8 protein-coding genes are annotated in these 18,005 nt (G+C 60.2%); 7 read left to right on the top strand and 1 reads right to left on the bottom strand.

Translation table 11 applies throughout. The annotated features are described in order from the left end of the window. Positions 1-42 precede the first annotated feature (42 nt). The 5 genes from ACK9YZ_RS20255 to ACK9YZ_RS20235 all read left to right on the top strand — a co-directional run bounded on the left by ACK9YZ_RS20255 (position 43) and on the right by ACK9YZ_RS20235 (position 11,312). Positions 43-8,580, top strand: coding sequence for a GH36-type glycosyl hydrolase domain-containing protein (locus tag ACK9YZ_RS20255; RefSeq protein ID WP_416064963.1), 8,538 nt, complete (start codon positions 43-45; stop codon positions 8,578-8,580). 80 nt (positions 8,581-8,660) lie between these two features. Next, the gene (locus ACK9YZ_RS20250; protein ID WP_416064962.1) at positions 8,661-9,890 is read left to right on the top strand and encodes an OpgC family protein; all 1,230 of its coding nucleotides are present in this window, start codon (positions 8,661-8,663) and stop codon (positions 9,888-9,890) included. A 554-nt stretch (positions 9,891-10,444) separates the two neighbouring features. Next, positions 10,445-10,900, top strand: coding sequence for a hypothetical protein (locus ACK9YZ_RS20245; protein WP_416064961.1), 456 nt, complete (start codon positions 10,445-10,447; stop codon positions 10,898-10,900). A 28-nt stretch (positions 10,901-10,928) separates the two neighbouring features. Continuing rightward, positions 10,929-11,087 carry a hypothetical protein gene (locus tag ACK9YZ_RS20240; protein WP_416064960.1) on the top strand — a complete coding sequence of 53 codons (159 nt, stop codon included), beginning with the start codon at positions 10,929-10,931 and terminating at the stop codon, positions 11,085-11,087. A gap of 54 nt (positions 11,088-11,141) precedes the next feature. Continuing rightward, a complete protein-coding gene (locus ACK9YZ_RS20235) occupies positions 11,142-11,312 on the top strand; it encodes a hypothetical protein (RefSeq protein ID WP_416064959.1) in 171 nt (56 codons plus the stop codon). A 135-nt stretch (positions 11,313-11,447) separates the two neighbouring features. Here ACK9YZ_RS20235 and ACK9YZ_RS20230 read toward each other — a convergent pair whose 3' ends face one another. Then, on the bottom strand, positions 11,448-13,211 hold the full coding sequence (locus ACK9YZ_RS20230) for a glucan ABC transporter ATP-binding protein/ permease (RefSeq protein WP_216756318.1): 1,764 nt from the start codon (positions 13,209-13,211) through the stop codon (positions 11,448-11,450). Positions 13,212-13,519: 308 nt separating this feature from the next. On the opposite strand from ACK9YZ_RS20230, the gene ACK9YZ_RS20225 reads away from it, so the two are divergent. Both ACK9YZ_RS20225 and pyc read left to right on the top strand, forming a co-directional pair. Then, a complete protein-coding gene (locus ACK9YZ_RS20225; protein WP_416064958.1) occupies positions 13,520-14,260 on the top strand; it encodes a helix-turn-helix transcriptional regulator in 741 nt (246 codons plus the stop codon). Positions 14,261-14,377: 117 nt separating this feature from the next. Then, the gene (pyc, locus tag ACK9YZ_RS20220; protein ID WP_416064957.1) at positions 14,378-17,842 is read left to right on the top strand and encodes a pyruvate carboxylase; all 3,465 of its coding nucleotides are present in this window, start codon (positions 14,378-14,380) and stop codon (positions 17,840-17,842) included. The last annotated feature ends 163 nt before the right edge of the window (positions 17,843-18,005 follow it).

The following is an 18,005-nucleotide window of genomic DNA, read 5'->3' as shown; positions in this document are numbered from 1 at the left end:
CAAGCCGAAACCATAACGCCGTTTGGATCCAGGGCCGAACCCATGGCTATTTCAAGTCCATCTCCGGACCCGCCGCACGAGCCTGAGAACAGGCAGATCGACCACAGCGATTCGATCCGCTCGACCTATCTGTCCAACGAGGACATCAGGGCCATGGGCGAAAGTGTCGCTTGCGGCACGGTGAGCGAGTTGCCAGCCTTCGCGGCGTTCGATTTTTTTGCGCGCCACAAGGAAAACGAGAAGGAAATCCTGCGCGTTTACCAAACGACTGCGAGCGATGCCGAGGCCGGGGAGGCGATCACGCCGGCCGCCGAATGGTTGCTGGACAATCACTACCTCGTCGAGGAGGCAATTCAGGAAGTCCGCCGCGACTTCCCGCGCCGGTTCTATCAACAGCTGCCGCTCATGAAAGTCGGCGGCGTCGAAATCCCGCGCACGCTCGTACTGGCCTGGCTCTATGTCGCCCATACCCACAGCACCATCTCGCAGGAAAGCCTGAGGGCGCTCGTCGATGGCTTCCAGCAGCATGAGACACTGAGAATTGGCGAGCTCTGGGCGCTGCCGTCCCTGGTGCGGTACGTGCTGGTCGAAAACCTCCGCCGTATTTCGAGCCGAGTCGAGCGCAGCCGCGGCATGCGCCGCCGCGCCAATGAGGCCGCCGACGTACTGGTTCGCTTGGCCGACACCGCAAAGGCTGCCGCCTATCTGAGGACGCTGGAGGAACTTGCCGAGGACAACACTTTCTCGACGCAGTTCCTCTACCGCATGCGTGATGGTTCGCAGACTTCGAGCCTGGCGATCTCCTGGTTGGACCAGCGGCTGGAGCGGCTCGGGCGTGACAGCGAAGAAGTGACGATGGCGGAGCATAGCCGCCTCTCTGCCGGCAATGTCACAACGGGCAATATCATCCGCAGCCTGCGCGAGATCAACGATACGGAGTGGTCGGTCTGGATCGAGCAGGTCAGCCATGTCGACAGGTTGCTCTGGGACCAGTCCGACTACGGTGATCTCGATCCCGGTTCGCGCAACAGCTATCGCAGGCAGATCGAAAAGCTTGCCAGGCGCTCACCGCTGAGCGAGGTGCAAATCGCCCAGCTCGCCGTCGACATGGTGGCTGAGGTCAGGCATTCCGACGAGGCGCAGCCGCACGAGCCTGATATCGGCGGCTTCATTACAGGCGCTCAACGCCTGAAGTTCGAAGCGCGCGCGGATTACCGTCCAACGCTGGCGCAGCACGTCTTCCGCGCCGTACGCAAATTCAATTGGATGGCGATCGCCATTCCGGTCGTGCTGATCACGATCATCGCCATGGCCGTTGTCGGCGGGTTCATGGCCAATGCCGGCATGGCGTCGATCGAAATCGCCCTGCTGCTCGTCCTATTTTCGCTGCCGGCGTCGGAAGGTGCAAGTGGCTTCTTCAATACCGTGCTGTCCTTCTTCGTCAGGCCGGCGCGGCTCGTCGGTTACGAGTTCAAGCGGGGCATCCCGGAGGATGCACGCACGCTCGTCGTCGTGCCTTGTCTGATTTCCAATCGTGACAGCGTTGACGAGATGGTGCGCAATCTCGAGGTTCATTATCTCGCCAATCCGCGCGGCGAAATCCATTTTGCATTGCTCAGCGACTGGCCAGACAGCGATGTGGAGGAAAGCTCCGACGATCTGGAAGTGCTGGAATATGCACGCCGTGAGATTGCCAACCTCTCAGCTCGTTATGCCTATGACGGCAGGACGCGCTTCCATCTCCTACATCGCCGCCGCCTTTACAATCCGTCCGAGGGTGTATGGATGGGGTGGGAGCGCAAGCGCGGCAAGTTGCACGAGCTGAACCTGCTGCTGCGCGGCGACCGCGACACGACCTACCTGCCAGGCGCCAATACCGTGCCTGCCGATATCAAGTACGTCATGACGCTCGATGCCGATACCCGCCTTATGCGTGATACCGTCACCAAGCTCGTCGGCAAGCTTCATCACCCGATCAACCGGCCGGTCATCAACTCGGAAACTGGTCGGGTCGAAGTCGGTTATGGCATTCTGCAGCCGCGCGTGACGCCGTCGCTGACGACCGGCAAGGATGCGTCGGTCTTCCAGCGCGTCTTTTCGATCAACCGCGGTCTCGACCCCTATGTCTTCACGGTTTCGGATGTCTATCAGGATCTTGCCGGCGAGGGCACGTTCACCGGCAAGGGCCTCTATCATGTCGATGCTTTCGAGGCTTCGCTGAAAGGCCGCATCGCCGAGAATTCAGTGCTCAGCCACGACCTTCTCGAGGGGTCGATGGCGCGCTGCGCGCTCGTCACCGATCTCGAACTCGTCGAAGATTTTCCGGTCCGCTATGAGGTCGAGGCCTCGCGGCAGCATCGCTGGGCTCGCGGCGACTGGCAACTCCTGCCCTACATGTTCAACCCGAAATACGGCGTCACCGCGCTCGGCCGCTGGAAGATGTTCGATAATTTGCGCCGATCCCTGACACCGATCGCGTGGTTCTTCGCCTCCGTGCTCGGCTGGTATCTGATGGAGCCGTTCGGCGCGCTGATCTGGCAGATCCTGCTGATCTCCTGTCTGTTCGTGGCGCCCACCCTGTCGCTCATCAGCGGCATCATTCCGCGCAGCAGCGATATCGTCGCCAGCGCTCATCTCCATACCGTCTGGTCGGATATCACGGCTGCCAATGCTCAGGTGGCGCTGCGCATCATTTTCATCGCCGACTCTGTCTGCATGATGGCGGATGCAATCAGCCGTTCGCTATACCGCCTGTTCGTCAGCCACAGGCTGATGCTCCAGTGGCGTACCGCGGCCAGCGTCCAGGCCGGCAAGCAGGGCACCATTCTTTCCTATTACGAAGCGATGTGGCATGCGCCGGTCCTCGCGGTCCTGGCGATAGGTTTCGCGGCGCTGTCAGGCGACGACGCCTTCCTCGTCGGTATTCCCTTCGCGCTCCTCTGGATCCTGTCACCAGCCGTCGCCTGGTATGTAAGCCAGTCGGCCGAGACGGAAGATCGTCTCCATGTGCCGGATGACGTCTCCGACGAGTTACGAAAGGTCGCGCGTCGCACCTGGCGATACTTCGAAACCTTCACGACGGAGGAGCAGAACTATCTGCCGCCCGACAACGTGCAGGAAACGCCGCATGTCATCGTGGCGACGCGCACTTCGCCCACAAATATCGGCGTCTATCTCCTGTCCGTGATTTCCGGTCGCCATTTCGGCTGGTTCTCCTTCGAGGAGACGATCGAGCGCCTGGAGCAGACGATCGCCACGGTCGACCGCATGGAAAAGTTCCGTGGCCATCTCTTCAACTGGTATCACACCGATACGCTGAAGACGCTGGGACCTCGCTATGTTTCGGCGGTCGACAGCGGTAATCTCGCCGGTCACCTGATTGCTATTTCCTCAGCCTGCCGCGACTGGGCGGAGGCGCCCTCGGCACATGTCCAAGGCAATCTCGACGGCGTCGGTGATACGGCCGGCATTCTCGGTGAAGTGTTGGACGACCTGCCTGACGACCGCAAGACCGTGCGGCCGCTGCGCCGCCGTCTGGAAGAGCGCATCGCCGGCTTCCAGAACGCGCTTGCCGCGGTCAAGCGCGAGCACGAGTTTGCCTCGATCCGTGTCATCAACCTCGCGGTCCTGGCGCGCGACATTCAGAATCTCGCCGGAAACCTGCATCATGAGGTGAAGTCGAAGCAGACGGAAGAGGTCACGTTGTGGGCGGCGTCGCTCGTCAAGGTCTGCGAGGCACATATCTCCGATAGTACCTTCGACCTTTCCAATATCGATGCCTTGCGTCCGCGCCTCGTCGCACTTCGCGACAAGGCGCGCGATCTCGCCTTTTCGATGGATTTCAGCTTCCTGTTCCGTTCGGAGCGTCGCCTGCTGTCGATCGGCTACCGTGTTGAAAGCGGCGAACTGGATGCTGCCTGCTACGACCTTCTCGCGTCCGAATGCCGCCTGACCTCACTCTTCGGCATCGCCAAGGGTGACCTGCCGACAGAGCATTGGTACAAGCTTGGCCGCCAGGTCGTGCCGGTCGGTTCGCGTGGCGCGCTGGTTTCCTGGTCCGGTTCGATGTTCGAATATCTGATGGCCCCGCTCGTCATGCAGGAGCGCGGCGGAGGAATTCTCAACCAGACCAACAATCTCGTCATCGTCGAGCAGATGAACCATGCCCGCAAGCTCGGTACGCCATGGGGCATCTCGGAATCGGCCTTCAATGCCCGCGACCATAACCTCAACTATCAATACACGAACTTCGGTGTGCCGACGCTCGGCCTGAAGCGCGGTCTCGGCCACAATGCCGTCATCGCGCCCTATGCCTCGCTGCTCGCCAGCCAGTATTATCCGGCGGCGGCGCTCGAAAACCTGCAGAGGCTTCGCAAGCTCGGCGCTCTCGGCAAGTTCGGTTTTCATGATGCCGTCGATTTCACGCCGACACGAGTGCCTGAGGGCAAGAAATGTGTGGTGGTCTATAACTACTATGCGCACCATCACGGCATGTCGATTGCGGCTGTCGCCAACGTCGCCTTCGACGGCCATCTGCGAGAGCTCTTCCACTCGGATCCGGTCATCGAAGCGGCCGAACTGCTGCTGCAGGAAAAGGCGCCGCGCGACATCCCGATCATAAGCGGCAAGGACGAATCCGTTACCCCCGCCGCCATCCAGGACGAACTCATGCGTCCGGTCATCCGCAAGCTTGCCGATCCAGCATCGCGCGACCGCGAGCTAGTCTTCCTGTCGAACGGCCATTATTCCCTAATGCTGACGGCGACGGGCGCGGGTCATGCCCGCTGGAACGGTCTTTCCGTCTCCCGCTGGAAACCCGATCCGACCGAGGATCGCTGGGGCAATTTCATCTTCCTGCGCGACATGGCGACCAATGAGTGGTGGTCGGCGACGGCGGAACCGAAGAGCGTTGAAGGCGAAACGGTCAGGGTGGAATTTGCTGATGAGAAGGCCGTCTTCAGCAAGGTGCTTGGCGAGATCACGAGCGAGGTCGAATGCATCGTCGCCACCGAACATGATGCGGAAGCCCGCCGCCTGACGCTGTTCAATATGGGCGCGGAAGACCGCCTCATCGAAGTGACTTCCTATCTCGAACCGGTGATCGCATCGGACGACATGGACAATACACATCCGGCTTTCGCCCGAATGTTCGTGAGGACGGAGATCGACAAGCGCGGCGACGTTATCCGCGCCTGGCGCAACAAGCGCGACCCGAACGAAGCGAATATGAGCATCGCACATCTGATCGTCGACAACGCCGGCGATGCGCGCCACACCGAATTCGAAACCGAGCGGCGCAAGTTCCTCGGCCGCGGGCGCAGCCTGGCGAACGCTGCCGCGTTCGATCCGGGTGCGGCGCTTTCAGGCACTGACGGTTTCACGCTGGATCCCGTCCTGTCGCTGCGTCGTACGGTCCGCGTTCCGGCCGGAAAGAAGGTCAGCGTGATCTTCTGGACAATCGCGGCGCCCGATCGTGTCGAGGTGGACAAGGCCGTCGATCGCTATCGCCATCCGGATGCTTTCAACCACGAACTCGTTCAAGCCTGGACGCGCACACAGGCGCAGATGCGCCATGTCGGCGTCAGCTCGCAGCAGGCGGCGGCCTTCCAGCATCTCGGTCGTTATCTTGTCTATCCGGACATGCAGCTTCGCGGCGATCACACGGTCGTCCGGACCGGCATGCAGTCGCAGTCGGCGCTCTGGCCGTTGGCAATTTCGGGCGATTTCCCGATCTTCATGCTACGCATCGATGACGACATGGATCTCGAGATTGCCCGCGAGGCGTTGCTGGCGCAGGAATATCTGCGCTCGCGCGGCGTGACCGCCGATCTCGTCATCATGAACGAACGCGCCTCTTCCTATGTGCAGGATATGCAGCATGCGCTCGACGCGATGTGCGAAAACGTGCGCCGCATGGGCCAGGCCGACGGTCTGCGCCAGCACATCTTCGCGGTCCGCAGGGACCTGATGGAAGAGAGCACCTATCAGGCACTGATTGCTGCCTCGCGCGTGACGCTGCATGCCAGGAACGGCAAGGTGGTCGATCAGATCAACCGAGCCCTCATGCTGTTTGCGCTCGGCAAGGAAGAGCTTGAGGAGACAAAAAAGACCGAGCGCGCGGGGATGCCGGTCAAGCGCATACCGCCCCAGCCGGCCCCGGCTATCAAGACCGTCTCCATTGCGGAGGAAGGGGATCTCGACTTCTGGAACGGAATCGGTGGCTTTGCCCGCGACGGCCGTGAATATGTCATACGCCTGCCAGGTGGGCGGGCGACGCCGCAGCCATGGATCAACGTCATCTCGAACGACCAGTTCGGCTTCCATGTGTCGGCGGAAGGTGCCGGTTTCACCTGGAGCGTCAATTCGCGCGATTATCAGCTCACCTCCTGGTCGAACGATGCAGTCATCAACCGTTCCGGCGAAGCACTCTACATAGTGGATCTTGAAAGCGCGGTGGTCATGACGCCCTTTGCAGCGCTTTCCCGTCGCAACGACATTCGCTTCGAGGCGCGGCATGGTCTCGGCTATTCCACTTTCTCCAGCATGCAGCATGAAATTGCGCTGGAAGTGACGCAGACGGTGTGTCGCGAGAAGCCGGTGAAGCTGCAGCGCCTGCGGCTGCGCAACACAGGCTCGGAAAGCCGCAAGCTTCGGCTCTACGCTTATGTCGAATGGGTCCTTGGGAATAATGCGCAGAAGACCGCCTCCTTCATCCTGTCGAAACGCGACGAGGAGACAGGGGCGCTGTTTGCTACGAACCCCTACAGCATCGATTATTCAGGCCGTACCGCCTTCTTCGCCGCGAGCGAGAAGGTTTCGAGTTTCTCAGCAAGTCGTCGTGAGTTTCTTGGCAAAACCGGGACGATTGAGGCGCCTTTCGCCGTGACTGCAGCGGCGGCTCTTTCCGGCTCCACGGACCTGGACGGCGATCCCGCAGCGATCCTTGCAATCGATATCGAGCTCGGCGCCGACGAAGAGCGCGACGTCACCTTCTTCCTGGGGGATGCGCCCACGGAAGAGGCCGCGCGCGCGCTGCTTGCCGATGTTCGAAAGCGCTCGTTCGATGAGGCGGTGCAGGCGAACGAGGGCTTCTGGCAGGAATTCACCGGCAAGCTGCAGATCTCGACGCCGGATCAGGGCATGAACAATCTCGTCAATGCCTGGCTGCCCTATCAAAGCCTCGGCTGCCGCATCATGGCCCGCACCGCCTTCTATCAGGCGAGTGGTGCCTTCGGCTTCCGCGACCAATTGCAGGATACGCTCGCCTTTGTGCTGCAGGAACCTGTGCTTGCGCGGCGCCAGATCGTCAACGCCGCCTCGCGTCAGTTCCGCGAAGGCGACGTGCAGCACTGGTGGCTGCCGGGGACGGGCGCCGGCGTGCGCACCATGATTTCCGACGACGTTGTATGGCTCGCTTATGCGATCGATCACTATTGCAGCGTCAGTGGCGACAGGAGCGTGCTTGACGAGCAGCTTCCCTTCCTTGAAGGCCCGGCGCTGCTGGAAGGTCAGCACGACTCCTTCTCCACGCCGGAGAAGTCCGAGGATACCGCGAGCGTCTACGAACATGCGGCCCTAGCGCTCGATCTCGCCGTTGCCCGCAAGGGCACGAACGGCCTGCCGCTCTTCCTCGGCGGCGACTGGAATGACGGCATGAACCGAGTCGGCATCGCCGGCCAGGGCACGAGTGTCTGGCTCGGCTGGTTCCTTGCCGGCACACTGCGCTCTTTCGTCCCATATGCCGAAGAACGAGGCGACAGGGTCCGTGCCGAACGCTGGAGGACCCGCCTCACCGAACTCAAGAGGGCGCTCGAAAGCGCTGGGTGGGATGGCGGTTATTATCGTCGCGGCACATTCGACGACGGCACGCCGCTCGGATCGAAGGAAAACCTGGAATGCCAGATCGATTCAATCGCCCAGTCCTGGAGTGTGCTTTCGGGCGAAGGCGATTCAGAGCGGGCCGCCAAAGCGATGGATGCGGTGCTCGCCCAGTTGGTGGATGAGGAGGCGCGGGTCATCCGCCTATTCACGCCGCCTTTTGAGAAGTCGTCAAAGGATCCGGGCTATATCAAGGCCTATCCGCCCGGCGTTCGCGAGAACGGTGGCCAATACACACATGCCTCGACTTGGGTGGTCATGGCACTGGCAAAGTTGAAACGGGGGGACGACGCGCTGCGTTGCTTCCAGATCCTCAATCCGATTACCCATTCGCTTGATAAGGCGGCGGCCGAACGGTACCGCGTCGAGCCCTACGTCGTAGCGGCTGATGTCTACGGGGACGATCCCTATATCGGGCGTGGCGGCTGGACCTGGTACACGGGTTCGGCCGGCTGGCTCTACCGCGCGGCGGTAGAAGGCATCCTCGGTATCCGGCTAAAGGGTGGACAACTTTTTGTGAACCCGTCGTTGCCTTCCAATTGGGACGGGTTTACGGCAGAGATCAAGAGCGGCGGAAGCAAATACCGCATTTCGGTCTCAAAAGCGTCCAATGCTGAAGGCTACACTCTGTCCATAAACGGCAGCGAAGTCGCCAATCCCCACGAGGGATATCCGGTCGGATCCCAGCAATCTCCAAGCTGATTTTCCGGCGATTCGCGCGGCCAAAGGGGAACCCTTTTGGCCGGCGTAGCGTTTGCAAAACGGATAACAGGAGAGACACCATGGCAGGTATGCCGACCAAAGCCATTGGCGCCCAACGAAGTTCCATATCAGTAGCGGCGTCCAAGCGTGATACGAGGCTCGATGTGATTCGTGGTCTTGCGCTCATGACGATCTTCATCAATCACGTTCCGGGGCAAATCTTCGAATATATCACGACGAAGAATTTCGGCTTTTCCGATGCCGCCGAAGCCTTCGTGCTGATTTCGGGCATTGCGGTCGGTCTTGCTTATGGTTCGCGCTTCAAGGCGGGCACGCGGCTGGAGATGGCGATCAAGGCGGCAAAGCGCGCCTTCACGCTTTATCTCGCTCATATGATCACTACATTCGTGACGCTGGCGCTCTTCATCTGCGGCGCCTGGTTGTTCCACCGGCCGGGGCTACTGGTCGAGATCAATATCCTTGCGGTGCTGATGAACCTGAAGGAGGGCATTCCGGCGTTGCTGCTGCTCGGCCACCAGATCGGCTACAACAACATTCTGCCGATGTACGGCGCGCTGATGTTGATGGTGCCGTTGATCCTGCTTTTGAACGAGAAGAGCACGCTGCTGGCGCTAGCCGTTTCCGGCACCGTCTGGCTGCTTGCGGGTATCTATCAGATTGCGCCGCAGAATATGCTGTTCGAAGGAGACTGGTTCCTCAATCCCTTCTCCTGGCAGTTCCTCTTTACGATCGGGATCGTCTCGATGATGCATGTCAGGCGCGGCGGCACGCTTCCCCGTCATCCGCTGCTTTTCGCGCTTGCATTGGGCTATGTCGTGCTCTCCTTCATCTGGGTGACAGCCCATCTCTGGGATCTTGGAAACTATCTTGCGGCGCTCGGTCTGCCGGCGGTGCTGACCGGCTTTGACAAGACTTTCCTGTCGCTGCCGCGCCTTCTGCACGTGCTGGCTCTCGCCTATCTGGTGGTCAATATTCCGGCAATATCGCAGGCTTTCCGCCGTCCGGCCGATCATCCGCTGACGATCCTTGGCCGACACTCGCTCAATATCTTCGTCGCCGGCACCATCCTTGCGATGGCCGGGCAAGTGCTGCTCTACATCACCAACCGAGACCAGATCATCGGCCCGATCTTCGTGCTTGCCGGTATCGCCGCCCAGTTCGCCTATGCCTATTATCTCGAATACAAGCGCGAACAGGAAAAGGCCCGGCCTCTTGCCGACGCTGCCATTCCGGTGCCGGTCCGTGTCAACCGTGGAGCGGACGCCTATAGTCAAGGCAAGCGTAAATAGGCAGCCTCCTTGAGGAAATACTGAGCCGGCGGTCGAAGAGGCCACCGGCTTTTTCTTTTCGCCGAGCGTGGATGGTTAGGCCTTGATGCAGTTGTTCCGGGTGGAATGCACAGCCGCAAGCGGGACCTTGGGAATCACTATAAGATTTTGATTTTTTAGCCGTTCATCACGAATGGAACGGCTACGCGCCTCGCTCCATTTCGGCTTCCTGAGGCAATGCCAATGAAGGGAGCACGAAGATGTACTTCGAACTCAAGGACGCCACAGCCGACATCCTGGCCAGGGGTCGTCGGCATAACGAACTCTGCGATCTCCCGCTCGACCTGATTTCCTCCGAACGTGAGGCCTAGGACATTCAGGCGATTGCGCAGGATGCGCTGGGTTTCGAGCGCAAGGGCTACGCGCTTGTCGGCTCGAGCGAGGGATCACGCCACACTCTCGGTCTTGCAAAGCCGATCTATTCCGAAATTCCTGCTTCCGCACTGCTTGCCGGCACGAAGGAATTCCGGCTGCCGCCAGGCACCATCGGTGTCCAATGCGAGCTGGTTTTCACGATGCTGCGGTCCTATCCGGATATCGGAGAGCCGATCAACCTCGACAGTGCTGCCGAAGCCGTACTCGATTGCCGCCCGGCCGTCGGTATTCTCGGGCGGCGCACGCGGCGGGTCTTTGCGGGAGATTATGCAGCGATCGCCGACTTCGGCCTACATGTCGCAACCCTCTGCGGTGATCATACCGGGGCGCTGACATCAGGCGATCTTGCCGGCATTGACATTACGACCTTCCTGTTCAAGCAGACGGTCTTTGCCGGGACGGCGGCTTCGGTTATGGGCAATCCGCTCAATGCCGTCGTCTGGCTGGCAGATCAGCTCGCTGTAAGCGGCAGGCAGCTTGAGGCCAACGATATCGTTGCGACGGCATCATGCACGACCATCCTTCAGGTCTGGCCCGGCCAGCATCTGGCTGCCGATTTCGGACCGCTTGGACAGGTCGAATGCATCTTTGCGTGACGCGCATTTCAAACCGAAAGGACAAGTTATGAGGCCGCAGCGAAAGCCATTCGTTGTCGAGATCGAGAAGACGAAACAGCTTTGCCGCAAGCCGGTTCCGGCCGAGGCCAATCGCCCGGATGCCGCAATGAAGGCAGGGACAAAGATGGCTGTCGGCCTGGCCGTCCGGAGCGAGGGTCGCGCGTGATGGTGAGTCGCAATGTTCCTCACGAATATTTCCTGCTTGATGCCGAGAAGGCAGATGGCCCTGTTGTCGGTCATCTTCGCGGCAAACCGATTTCTGCCGTGGTCATCGACCGGAACGGCGGCCGCTATCGGTTCGTCGGCTGGCTGCGGCAGGCTCGATGTCATGTCGCTCAAACAGGGCGAATGGATCCTTGCACCTGACCTGGTCTATGCAGAAGCGGCTTAGAGGTTCTACGGATCAATCCTTCCCGAGGATGATGACAAGCGGGTCTGCCCACAACGATTCACAGGGAATCCCACGCAACAAAAGGCCGGAAGAGCGATGCCCTTCCGGCCTTTTGTCGTGTCCTTCCGAAGCCGATCAGGCAGCTTCTGTCGTATGGGCCTTGCGGACTTCATCGTCCGTCAGAATGCCGCTGGCGCGCAGCAGAGCAGCGAAGCGGCCGTTGGAGTGGCTGAGCTCATCGAAGCTGCCGTGCTCGACGATCCGGCCATTGTCGAGGAACAGCACCATATCCGCTTCGCGGACCGTCGAGAGACGGTGAGCGATGATGAAGGTGGTGCGGTTCTGGCGCAGGTTGTCGATCGCAGCCTTGACGCGCGCTTCCGTCTCGACGTCGAGCGCGGAAGTCGCCTCGTCCAGCACCAGGATCGGCGCATCCTTGAGGATGGCACGGGCGATCGCGATACGCTGGCGTTCACCGCCGGAGAGCTTGTTGCCACGTTCGCCGACATGGGTGTCGTACTGCTCGTCGCGGTTCTCGATGAAGTCGGACGCGGCAGCGGCTTCAGCGGCGCGACGCATATCCTCTTCCGACGCGTTCTCGCGGCCGAGGCGGATATTGTCGCTGATCGAGCGATTGAGCAGGCCGGCATCCTGGAAGACGGTGGCGATATAGCGGCGCAGCGATTTGCGCGTGACCTTGCTGATATCGGTGCCGTCGACGAGGATCTGGCCTCCCTGCGGATCGTAGACACGCTGAAGCAGGTTGACGAGCGTCGTCTTGCCGGCGCCGGTCGGACCGACGATCGCAACCGTCTGGCCGGCCTTCACCTTGAAGGAGACGTTGTGCAGGCCCTGCGAGCTGTTGGCGAAGCCGAAGGAGACGTCGTTGAATTCGACGTCGCCCTTGACGTCCTTGATCTCGCGGTTGCCGGCCGGCTCCTCGCGTTCGCGGACGGAATCTTCGAGATTATAGAAGTCTTCCAGTTTCGAACGGGCCTCGAAGATCTGCGTGGCGAACTGGCGCATCAGGTCCAGGCGGGCGATCAGCAGGTTAGCGAAGCCGATGAAGGCGATGACGTCGCCGACACGCAGTTCGCCGTTCTGGACCAGCACGGTGCCGATGACGAGCACGATCATCATGGCGATCGTGGAGGCCATGCGGTTCAGCGCGCTCGCAAGCGCCCACCAGTCGAGCACTGGATACTGCGCCTGCAGCAGCCGATCGGCGAAGGACTTCAGCGCACGCGTTTCGGCATCGATACGGTTATAGCTATGCAGCACCGAGACGTTGCTGATGGAATCGCTGACGTGACCGAAGACGGTATGATAGTGGTTCTCGACCGAAGCCTGGCCATCCTTCGTGCGGCTCATGACCACGCGGCCGATGATCCAGTAGGCGATGCCGAGTACGATCAGGACTGCGGAGAGACGCAGGTCCATGGATATCGCGGTCGGGATGAGCAGGCCAAGCGCAATGACTGTCGAAAGATGGTTGCGCATGAACTCCAGCCACAGGCCGAACAAGGTTTCGCAGGCGCGCAACAGCGTGTGCAGCGCGTTGGACGTACCCCGCTGATGGTGCCAGGCGAGCGGCATGGAGATGATGCGGCCGAAGGCCTCCGTGAGAAGCGTCGCGCGGCGGCCGTGGGCCAGCCTGTCTGCCTCGCGTGCCACAAGGACAAAGGCGATGGTATTGAAAACCGCAAACGCGGCCCACATCATAAGGATTGGCTTGACTTCACCCTTGCCGGAAATCGCATCGATGATACGGCCGAACAGGATCGGCTCGGCGATGGTGATGGCCGCCAATACGATGTTCGCGATAACGACGAGGGATACGCGGAGCTTGTAGGCGCCGAGATAGCGCAGAGCCCTTGCATAGACCTTAAATAACGACACGTCGGAACCTCTTTTTGCATCTGCGAAAAACGGGATGGTGCGATGCTACAAAAACCTACCTGAACCGACGATTAACGGGATCTTCGGGTTTGGAATCCGGCTTCGAAATTTGTGATCGTAGAGTGCGATAAGTGACCATGGTTTTGAAATTGTTGCTTAGCTATACATCACGACAATTTGCGCTTGCATTCGCTGGAGCGTCTAGCGCACCATCCAGCTTGCGAACTGCAATTTTTGGGAAAGACCGTTCAGCGGCGGGTTAACAGGCCTGCTCCGGCGGCCTCGTTGGTCCGGGCAAGGGGCATTTTGTGCAAATTCATTCTTTAATTCAATTGCTTGTCATTTTAGAGGAAAGTTCCGATAGCCAAAGTGTGCTCGACGAACTCGAAAAGGCGATCCGCGCGAGCGGATTCGATTTCTATGGTCTGCTTCGTCATCCCAAGCAGGGAGACAACCCGTGGGGTGTGACTATGGCCAGCCGATGGCCGGAGAGATGGTCGCACATCTATGCGGTGAAAAAATACGTGCTCGTCGATCCGACCGTACGGTATCTTGCGCATGCGCAACGGCCTTTCCGCTGGCGCGACAGCATGGCGGCTTTCCGGGATGACCCGCATCAACGCCGCATGGAGCAGATGATGGTCGATGCCTACGGCCATGGGCTGGAAGACGGTTATATCTTCCCGATCTATGGGCGAAACGGCATCCTCGGCAGCCTCAGCGTCGGCGGCAAGCCGATTGAGCTTTCACCGCCGGAGATCTCGCTTTTCGAGGCGATCGCCCGCAAGGCCTTCTGGCGGCTGCTCGATATGCAGGGCGAGGCTGCGACGCTGGAAACGGTGGCGATCAGCGATACACAGTTGACCCGGCGCGAAATGGAAATCCTGCATTATCTTGCCGAGGGCATGACCTCGATGGAGATCAGCAAGCATCTGAAGATCTCCAATCATACCGTCGACTGGTACATGAACGGCCTGCAGGACAAGCTGAAGGCCAAGAATCGGCAGCAGGCGGTGGCTCTGGCTTTCCGGCACGGGCTGATCACCTGAGATGTAGAGAAATTCTATTTCGTCACGGCAAGGGAAATTGAACTTTCTGTAACAGCACGTTAAGAATTCTCTTCGCGGGTGCAGCATGGCCCGTTTCCGTGCTTTGAGGAGAGTACATTGCCCATATCGAAGATTCTTGTCGCCAACCGTTCCGAAATCGCCATCCGTGTCTTCCGCGCGGCCAACGAGCTCGGGATAAAAACGGTCGCGATATGGGCTGAGGAAGACAAGCTGGCGCTGCATCGCTTCAAGGCCGACGAGAGCTATCAAGTCGGCCGCGGCCCGCATCTCGCCCGCGATCTTGGGCCGATCGAAAGCTATCTTTCGATCGACGAAGTGATCCGCGTCGCCAAGCTTTCTGGTGCCGACGCCATTCATCCCGGCTACGGCCTGCTTTCGGAAAGCCCTGAATTCGTCGATGCCTGCAATGCCGCAGGCATCACTTTCATCGGCCCGAGGGCCGATACGATGCGTCAACTCGGCAACAAGGTTGCGGCGCGAAACCTTGCCATTTCCGTTGGCGTTCCGGTCGTTCCGGCGACCGAGCCGCTGCCGGACGATATGGCGGAGGTCGCCCGCATGGCGGCCACGATCGGCTATCCCGTCATGCTGAAGGCCTCCTGGGGCGGCGGCGGTCGTGGCATGCGTGTCATCCGCTCCGAAGCCGATCTCGCCCGCGAAGTGACGGAAGCCAAGCGTGAAGCGATGGCTGCCTTCGGCAAGGACGAGGTCTATCTCGAAAAGCTGGTGGAACGTGCTCGCCATGTCGAAAGCCAGATCCTGGGTGATACGCACGGCAATGTCGTGCATCTCTTCGAGCGCGACTGCTCCATCCAGCGCCGTAACCAGAAAGTCGTCGAGCGCGCGCCCGCGCCGTATCTTTCGGAAGCGCAGCGACAGGAACTCGCCGCCTATTCGCTGAAGATTGCGGAGGCAACGAGCTATGTCGGTGCCGGCACCGTCGAGTACCTGATGGATGCCGACACCGGCAAATTCTACTTCATCGAAGTCAATCCACGCATCCAGGTGGAGCATACGGTCACCGAAGTCGTCACCGGCATCGATATCGTCAAGGCGCAGATCCACATTCTCGACGGATTTGCGATCGGCACTGAGGAATCCGGCGTACCAAAGCAGGCGGAAATCCGCCTCAACGGCCATGCACTGCAGTGCCGCATCACGACAGAAGACCCCGAGCACAATTTCATTCCGGATTACGGCCGCATCACCGCCTACCGTTCGGCATCGGGTTTCGGTATTCGCCTCGACGGCGGCACGTCTTATACCGGCGCGATCATCACCCGCTACTACGACCCTTTGCTTGTCAAGGTGACCGCTTGGGCACCCAATCCGCTGGAAGCCATTTCCCGTATGGACCGCGCGCTGCGCGAATTCCGCATCCGCGGCGTCGCCACCAACCTGACCTTCCTCGAAGCGATCATTACGCATCCGAAGTTCAAGGATAATTCCTACACAACGCGCTTCATCGACACGACGCCGGAACTCTTCCAGCAGGTCAAGCGCCAGGACCGTGCCACCAAGCTACTCACCTATCTCGCCGACGTCACCGTCAACGGCCACCCGGAAGCGAAGGATCGCCCGCGACCATCAGAGGATGCCGCCAAGCCTGTCGTACCCTATATCAATGGCGGCAAGATCCCCGATGGTACGAAGCAACGTCTCGACCAGCTTGGCCCGAAGAAATTCGGCGAGTGGATGCGCGAGCAGAAACAGGTGCTGCTGACCGATACGACGATGCGCGACGGACACCAGTCGCTGCTCGCCACCCGCATGCGCACCTATGACATTGCCGGGATCGCCGGCACTTATGCGCATGCGCTGCCGAACCTCTTGTCACTGGAGTGCTGGGGCGGGGCTACCTTCGACGTTTCCATGCGCTTCCTGACGGAAGATCCGTGGGAGCGTCTGGGGCTGATCCGCGAGGCTGCTCCCAACTTGCTGTTGCAAATGCTGCTGCGCGGAGCGAATGGCGTCGGCTACAAGAACTACCCTGACAATGTCGTGAAATATTTCGTCCGCCAGGCTGCGAAAGGCGGTATCGATCTCTTCCGCGTCTTCGACTGCCTGAACTGGGTGGAGAACATGCGCGTGTCGATGGACGCCGTTGCCGAGGAAAACAAGCTCTGCGAAGCGGCGATCTGCTACACGGGCGATATCCTCAATTCCGCCCGGCCGAAATACGACCTCAAATATTATACGGACCTTGCCGTCCAGCTCGAAAAGGCCGGCGCGCATATCATCGCACTGAAGGACATGGCGGGCCTGTTGAAGCCGGCCGCGGCCAAGGTCCTCTTCAAGGCGCTGCGCGAAGCGACCAGCCTGCCGATCCATTTCCATACGCATGATACGTCGGGCATCGCTGCTGCCACGGTTCTTGCTGCCGTGGATGCTGGCGTCGATGCCGTCGATGCGGCGATGGATGCGCTCTCGGGCAACACCTCGCAGCCCTGCCTCGGCTCGATCGTCGAGGCGCTGCGTGGCTCCAAGCGCGATCCGGGCCTCGATCCGGAATGGATCCGCCGCATCTCCTTCTATTGGGAAGCGGTTCGCAATCAGTATGCGGCCTTCGAGAGCGATCTGAAGGGTCCGGCTTCGGAAGTCTACCTGCACGAAATGCCGGGCGGCCAGTTCACCAATCTCAAGGAACAGGCGCGGTCGCTCGGTCTCGAAACCCGCTGGCACCAGGTGGCGCAGGCCTATGCCGACGCCAACCAGATGTTCGGCGATATCGTCAAGGTGACGCCATCCTCCAAGGTTGTCGGCGACATGGCGCTGATGATGGTCTCTCAAGATCTGACGGTTGCCGATGTCGTCAGCCCGGACAGGGAGGTTTCCTTCCCGGAATCGGTAGTTTCGATGCTGAAGGGCGATCTCGGCCAGCCTCCGTCGGGATGGCCGGAAGCGCTGCAGAAGAAGGCGCTGAAGGGCGAGCAGCCCTATACCGTGCGTCCCGGTTCTCTGCTTGACGATGCTGATCTGGATGCGGAGCGCAAGGCGATCGAAACCAAGCTCGAGCGTGAGGTGAGCGATTTCGAGTTCGCCTCCTACCTCATGTATCCAAAGGTCTTCACCGATTTTGCGCTGGCTTCGGATACCTATGGCCCGGTCTCGGTGCTGCCGACACCCGCTTATTTCTACGGCCTAAAGGATGGCGAGGAACTCTTTGCCGATATCGAAAAGGGCAAGACACTCGTCATCGTCAATCAGGCGATAAGCCAGACCGACAGCCAGGGCATGGTCACCGTCTTCTTCGAGTTCAACGGCCAGCCGCGCCGCATCAAGGTGCCGGACCGGGCGCATGGTGCGTCGGGTGCCGCCGTCCGCCGCAAGGCGGAAGCCGGCAATGCGGTCCATGTCGGTGCGCCGATGCCGGGCGTCATCTCGCGCGTCTTCGTCGCATCGGGACAGGCGGTCAGTGCCGGCGACGTACTCGTCTCCATCGAGGCGATGAAGATGGAAACGGCGCTACATGCGGAGAAGGACGGAACGATCTCGGAAGTGCTGGTCAAGGCCGGAGACCAGATCGATGCCAAGGATCTGCTCGTCGTCTATGCCGGTTGAGCAGAAGGCGACGTTATCTCCGATATCACCCGATTGTGTCCGATTGGCTTGCTAAAAAGCTGATTTTTCTGAGAGTTAGTAGCCTTCTCGTCTTGCCGGGCGAGGAGGCTTTCTCATAGAATTTCGCTCTCACCACCAGCCCCCAAGACCAATCAGGAAAGCA

Source organism: Rhizobium sp. ZK1, assembly GCF_047782645.1.
Lineage (GTDB): Bacteria > Pseudomonadota > Alphaproteobacteria > Rhizobiales > Rhizobiaceae > Rhizobium.
Note: the sequence above shows the minus strand (reverse complement) of the source record. Positions and strands in the feature narration are given on the sequence as shown.